The sequence below is a fragment of the Glutamicibacter sp. AGC84 genome, assembly GCF_053543575.1.
This window is the reverse complement of the sequence record NZ_JBLVOC010000020.1, coordinates 137,679-143,604: the sequence shown is the minus strand read 5'-3', so window position 1 is coordinate 143,604 and position 5,926 is coordinate 137,679. Positions and strand designations below refer to the sequence as shown.

Here is a 5,926-nt window from a genome sequence, read left to right as displayed (position 1 = left end):
CCCCCCCGCGAAAGCTTGCTAGGGGCGAAGTATTACTTCTTGCCGCCGAAGCCCTTGAAGCGGGCGTTGAAGCGCTCGACACGACCAGCGGTGTCCATGATGCGCTGCTTGCCGGTGTAGAACGGGTGCGAAGCTGCCGAGATTTCGACGTCGATTACTGGGTAGGTGTTGCCATCTTCCCATTCGATGGTCTTGTCCGACTTAGCGGTCGAACGGGTCAGGATCTTCTCGCCGGATGCCAGGTCGTTGAAGACAACTGGGCCGTACTGTGGATGGATATCAGCCTTCATAGCTATACACCTTTTGTTTATGGCCACTGGATTTTGCCAGTAGCTACTTACTCGGAAATTGTGTCCCGCATTCAGGGCTCCATGAAGAGACCTCAATGCACAGACAGTCCATCCTATCGCAAAAGCGGCGGCGGCTGAAACCTTCTTAGCGTGGCGCGGAGCACAAATGCCAGAATGCAATTGCGCTAGCGGCACCAACATTCAGGGAATCCACTTCGCGGTACATAGGGATGATCACGGTCCGGTCAACGGCGGCCAGAGCTTCATCGGTAACTCCCCTGCCTTCGTTGCCCAAGATCATGGCGACCTTCTGTCCAGCTTTGATCTCTACTTCGTTTAGCGGGATCGCGTCATCGGTCAGTTCCATGGCGAGCATCTCGTAGCCATGCTTCTTCAAGGTCTGGATGTCCTCTGGCCACGACAGCATGCGTACCCAAGGAAGGTCGAAGACCGTCCCCATTGAGACGCGGGCGCTGCGACGGTACCAGGGGTCCACGCATTTGGGAGTGAGCAGCACAGCGTCAACGCCGAGCCCTGAAGCCGAACGAATAATTGCGCCGAGGTTCGTATGGTCGGCGATGTCTTCCAAGATGGCAACGCGCGAACTGGCTTCAAGCACCTCGTCCAGATCCAGCGGTTCGGGACGATTCATCGCTGCCATGGCGCCGCGGTGCAAGTGGAAGCCGACCAGATCCTGCAGCTGCCGATCATCTCCAATGAAAATCGGTGCGTCCGGGAAACGGTTGAACTCCTCGGTTAGCTGGTCCAGATGCTTTTCGGCGAGCAAGAAGCTGCGCGGCACGTGTCCCGCGTTGATCGCACGCTGAACCACTTTGGTGCTCTCGGCAATGTAAAGGCCGTTTTCCACGTCGCTGCGCATACGCAGGTTCGCTTCGGAGAGCCGGAGGTACTCGTCGAGGCGGGAATCAGCCAGATCCGCTACCGGCAGGATCCGTTCAGGGTTGAGAATTTCAGCCACGAAGCTACACCAACTTGTAGAGCATGTTGCCCAGGGCGACCAGGCCCAGGATGACGATGACCAGGCGCAGCAGCCCAGGTGAGAGCTTGCGGCCAATCTTGGCGCCGGCAAATCCGCCGATCAGCGAGCCGACAGCGATAAGCAGAACGATGAGCCAATTGATGCGTTCCGGCGCAATGATCAGGTACATCGCGGCCGCCACGAGATTCACGATCAAGGAGAGGATGACCTTGATTGCATTGGACTGCTGCAGGGATGCTTGCAAGAACACACCGAATACCGCCATCAGCAGGACTCCCTGCGCGGCGGTGAAGTAGCCGCCGTAGACACCGATGATGAACACCAGGATGTAGAGGACCATTGGAATCTGGGCGCGATCAGCATCATCGGGGTCGGTGCCGCCGGAAGCGGCCTGCCGGGTCTTCGCCCACTTGGCAAGACGGGGCTGGAAGATCACCAGCACCAGCGCGCAAACCAGCAGCACCGGCGCAACGATGCCGAAGACGGACTCCGGCAGGTTCAGGAGGAGCAAGGAACCGATCAACCCGCCGACCAGTGAAACCGGCACGAGTTTGAGCAGCGTCTTCTTGACGCTGGCAGCTTCTCGACGGTACCCCCAAGCACCGGAGAAGCCACCAGCAACCAGACCCATGGCGTTGGAGACGACGGCATTCACCGGAGCCATGCCCAACGCCACGAGAATGGGGAAAGTGACCAATGTGCCCGAACCGACGACGGTGTTGATAGTTCCGGCCCACAGTCCGCCAATGAAGACCAGGGCTTCGCGCCAAAATTCGATCACGTGGAATTTTCCCCTTTAGTTATTGCCGTTAGCTGCGTGCGAAAGCAGAGTAGCGTCCACCTTCACGGCGCAGGCTCAGCGGCATGCCGTAGGTTGCTTCCAGGTTCGCTTCGTTCAGCGTGGATTCGATCTCGCCCGCAGCGACAACTTCGCCGTCGCGCATCATCAGGATGTGGGTGAATCCCGCTGGCACCTCTTCAAGGTGGTGGGTTACCAGAACCAGCGCCGGGGCATCCTCGTCGGCTGCCAGTTCCGCCAGCTTGCCAACCAGGTCTTCGCGTCCGGCAAGGTCCAAGCCTGCTGCAGGCTCATCGAGGATCAGCAGTTCGGGATCGGTCATCAAGGCACGGGCGATCAGCACGCGCTTGCGCTCGCCTTCGGAAAGCTTGCCGAAAGGCTGGTTCATGAAGGTGGACATGCCCCAGTTGTGCAGCAGATGGAAAGCACGGCGCTCATCGAGCTTCTCGTACTTCTCGCGCCAGCGACCGGTCATGCCGTAAGCCGCGGTGAGTACTACGTTCAGCGCGGTTTCGTTGGCTGGAATGGAGTTGGCCACCAGGGCTGAGCTCAGGCCGATCAACGGACGCAGATCGAAGACCGACACCTTGCCCAAGCGTTCGCCAAGGATATCCGCGGTACCGCGGGTTGGGTGCAGCCGGGTGGCCGCAATGTTCATCAAGGTCGACTTGCCGGCGCCATTGGGGCCGATCACAATCCACCGCTGTCCTTCTTTGACTTCCCAGGACACGTCCTTGAGCAGGTCTTTTCGCCCGCGTACAACGCTGACATCTTTGAAAGTTAGCACTTCGCTCATGGTATTCAAGATTAGACTTTTCGCCCCTGTTTCACTAATTGGAAATGCCAAACGGGGCCTGAGATCGCCGGATTGACCTGTATTGCGTCCAACGGCAATACTAGTTCGCTCCCCCAGGCCTGGTCAGCAACTTTGCGCCAACACGTCATGTTTGGTCGTAAACACCGAAGCAATGAAAAATGGTTGCATGGCTTCATCATTGGTTTTCGCATCCCGCCCCGCTTTCTCCCGCACCGACTTCAACGCTGTATTGCAGCAAGCGGCCGCCGCCGGGCTCATTCCCGCCGCGGACGAAAGCCAGATCAAAGCCAGCGAAGAGCGGCTGGTCGCCAAGTTCCGCCTTGCACAGGCCGATCAGGCCAAGCTGCAGCAGGCCGCTGCGGCATTCGTCGATGCGCAGGTCGCCAACGGCGCACTGGAATACGCGGACATGTGCGTAGCGGTGGTACCGGCCGAACTCGTCGATGCTCCGCAGCTGCTCTTGCTGATGGATGTCGATTCCACCTTGATCAAGCAGGAAGTCATCGAACTGCTCGCCGCTCACGCTGGACGGGAAGAAGAAGTGGCTGCGGTGACCGAAGCCGCGATGCGCGGTGAACTGGATTTCGCCCAGTCCTTGATCCAGCGCGTAGCTACCTTGAAGGATCTGCCAGATACCGTCCTTGCTGAGGTAGGCCAGCGCATTGTCCTCTCGGACGGCGCCGAAGCCCTGGTCAAGCGGTTCCACGCGGCTGGGCACAAGGTCGGCGTAGTTTCCGGCGGGTTCCAGCAGATCCTGGATCCGCTGGCTGCCCATCTGGGCCTGGACCATGCGCTGGCTAACACCTTGGGCATTTCCGAGGGAATTCTTGACGGAACCGTTCACGGACAGATCGTCGATCGCGGCATGAAGGAAACGAAGCTGCGCGCCTGGGCCGAGGAACATCAGATCCCGATGACGGCAACCGTCGCCGCCGGTGATGGCGCCAATGACCTGGCCATGGTTGCTGCCGCGGGTTTGGGCGTCGCTTTCAATGCGAAGCCTGCCCTGCGCGATGAGGCGGACGTGCGCCTGGACTTCTCGCGCCTGGACGTCATCGCCGACCTAGTACTCAATGATTTGGCTTAGCGGAATCCAACAACTGCATAACAATTCTGCCGATAGCGGCTTTCGGTAACTTGATCGGTTGTTCCAGCGGTTAGTATTTCTATTGACGCGTTTAACGGCTGGCGGCATGAGTCCTAGCCGCGCGCGTAGCCCCTATCGCTTTCGAAAGAGCTACCAGACCAGTGCAGACCCCCTCCCCGGACAGTTCCTCAACTACGCCTACGCACTCCGCGCAAGACAAGAAGAAGCCGAAGAGCAAGGCCAAGCCTTGGATCATTACCGGTTCTTGTGTTGCAGCCGTAGCCGCAGCATATTTCGGCGGAGCCGCCTATGTCAGTTCCCAGGTTCCAGCCAACGCGTCAATTGCGGGCGTGAACATCGGATCCATGAACAAGGACCAGGCTCGCGCCGAATTGGAACGCGAGGTACTCCCCCTGGCTGAAAAGCCAATGGATGTCACCGTCAACGGTGAAAAGTACACCCTGGATCCGGCCAAGGCCGGCCTAGAACTGAACGTTGATGAAACCATCAACGAACTGACTTCCTACGAAATCAACCCGGTCAAGCTCTACGAGCGGCTCACCGGCGAATTCCACGTCACCCCAGCGGTCGACGTGGATCAGGAAAAACTGGGCGCGCAGCTTGAAGCGCTGGCCAAGAAGGCCAATGCCGAGGTCGCCGAAGGAACCATCGATTTCAAGGATGGCACCTCGAAGCTGACCAAGCCCGTTGACGGCGTAGCGCTGAAGACCGAAGAAGCCGCCACATTGATCAGCGAGGAATGGGAAATTGCCGGCGCGGCGATCGACCTTCCTGCCGAGGTCAGCAAGCCGGCGATCTCTGCCGACGCCCTGCAGGCGTTCTACGACAAGGACGTCAAGTCGCTGCTGAAGGACGAGGTCATCCTGGCATCGGATGACAAGAAGGCGTCTATCTCGGCCGCGTCGATTGCCTCGGCGGCAAAGTACGCACCCAAGGATGGCGCCCCAGCGATCGCATTGGATGACGAGAAGCTCTACAAGGCTGCGACGAAGAATTCCGACCTTTCCAGCACTGCCAAGGATGCGCAGATCGTCTTGAAGGACGGCAAGCCGTCCATCATCAAGTCCTCCAAGGGCATCTCGCTGGAGACCAAGGGCCTGGGCGCCAAGGTTCTGGCCGCCACCGCTGCCAAGAACCGCACTGCCGAAGTTGAGATGACCGAGAAGGAAGCCGACTTCACCACCGCAGATGCGAAGAAGCTCGGTATCAAGGAACCGATCGTCACCTTCTCCACTCCCTACCCGGCTTCCGATACCGTGCGCACCAAGAACTTGCATGCCGGTTCGGCGCGCGTGAATGGCGATATCATCAAGCCCGGCGAACGCTTCTCGCTGCTGCAGGCCTTGGGCCCGATCACCGTGGCCAACGGCTACTACAGCTCCGGGGTCGTGGAAAGCGGCTTCAGCACCGAAGCCGTAGGCGGCGGACTCTCGCAGATCTCCACCCAGATGTACAACGTCGGCTTCCTGGCCGGATACGACGACATCACCCACAAGCCGCATTCACGCTGGTTCGAGCGCTACCCGGCAGGACGCGAAGCCACCTTGTGGGAAGGCCAGATCGACATGATCTGGGAGAACAACACCCCCTACGGCGTGATGATCCAGGCCTGGGTTTCGGGCGACAAGGTCAATACCCGCCTGTGGTCCACCAAGTACTGGGACGTCTCGCAGAAGAGCTCGGGCAAGTACAACCAGACCAACCCCGAAACCAAGTACAACCCGGCCGAAAAGTGCGTCTCGGAATCTGGTGGCAAGAAGGGCTTCAGCATCGATATCACCCGCTACCGGGAAGCCTTCGATGGATCCAAGAAGCTGCCAGCTGAAACCAAGAGCTGGACCTACAGCCCATGGCACAAGATCGTCTGCGGCGACAAGCCCAAGGACTGATCCAAGCGAAATCGCCGGGCGCC

General features: G+C 59.2%; 6 protein-coding genes. 2 read left to right on the top strand and 4 right to left on the bottom strand.

Annotated features, from left to right (window positions below; genetic code table 11):
* Nucleotides 1–32: 32 nt before the first annotated feature.
* The 4 genes from ACNPN0_RS13000 to ACNPN0_RS12985 form a co-directional block, all read right to left on the bottom strand.
* Nucleotides 33–290, bottom strand: coding sequence for a type B 50S ribosomal protein L31 (locus tag ACNPN0_RS13000; RefSeq protein WP_013348950.1), 258 nt, complete (start codon nucleotides 288–290; stop codon nucleotides 33–35).
* A 145-nt stretch (nucleotides 291–435) separates the two neighbouring features.
* Complete coding sequence (locus ACNPN0_RS12995) at nucleotides 436–1,269, bottom strand: TrmH family RNA methyltransferase (protein ID WP_448938618.1); 834 nt, start codon at nucleotides 1,267–1,269, stop codon at nucleotides 436–438.
* Nucleotides 1,270–1,273: 4 nt separating this feature from the next.
* Nucleotides 1,274–2,071, bottom strand: coding sequence for a TSUP family transporter (locus ACNPN0_RS12990; RefSeq protein WP_434690377.1), 798 nt, complete (start codon nucleotides 2,069–2,071; stop codon nucleotides 1,274–1,276).
* Between the two features lie 28 nt (nucleotides 2,072–2,099).
* Entirely contained in the window at nucleotides 2,100–2,885 is a 786-nt protein-coding gene (locus tag ACNPN0_RS12985) for an ABC transporter ATP-binding protein (protein ID WP_105657799.1), read from the bottom strand.
* A 187-nt stretch (nucleotides 2,886–3,072) separates the two neighbouring features.
* Between ACNPN0_RS12985 and serB the strand changes: the two genes are divergently transcribed.
* Nucleotides 3,073–3,993 carry a phosphoserine phosphatase SerB gene (serB, locus tag ACNPN0_RS12980; protein WP_448938617.1) on the top strand — a complete coding sequence of 307 codons (921 nt, stop codon included), beginning with the start codon at nucleotides 3,073–3,075 and terminating at the stop codon, nucleotides 3,991–3,993.
* Between the two features lie 161 nt (nucleotides 3,994–4,154).
* Complete coding sequence (locus ACNPN0_RS12975) at nucleotides 4,155–5,903, top strand: VanW family protein (protein WP_448938616.1); 1,749 nt, start codon at nucleotides 4,155–4,157, stop codon at nucleotides 5,901–5,903.
* Nucleotides 5,904–5,926: the final 23 nt, after the last annotated feature.

What these genes read in the sequence shown, in the direction of transcription:
- serB (WP_448938617.1), top strand. Translation starts at nt 3,073, where the DNA reads ATGGCTTCATCATTGGTTTTCGCATCCCGCCCCGCTTTCTCCCGCACC.
- ACNPN0_RS13000 (WP_013348950.1), bottom strand. Translation starts at nt 290, where the DNA reads ATGAAGGCTGATATCCATCCACAGTACGGCCCAGTTGTCTTCAACGAC.
- ACNPN0_RS12985 (WP_105657799.1), bottom strand. Translation starts at nt 2,885, where the DNA reads ATGAGCGAAGTGCTAACTTTCAAAGATGTCAGCGTTGTACGCGGGCGA.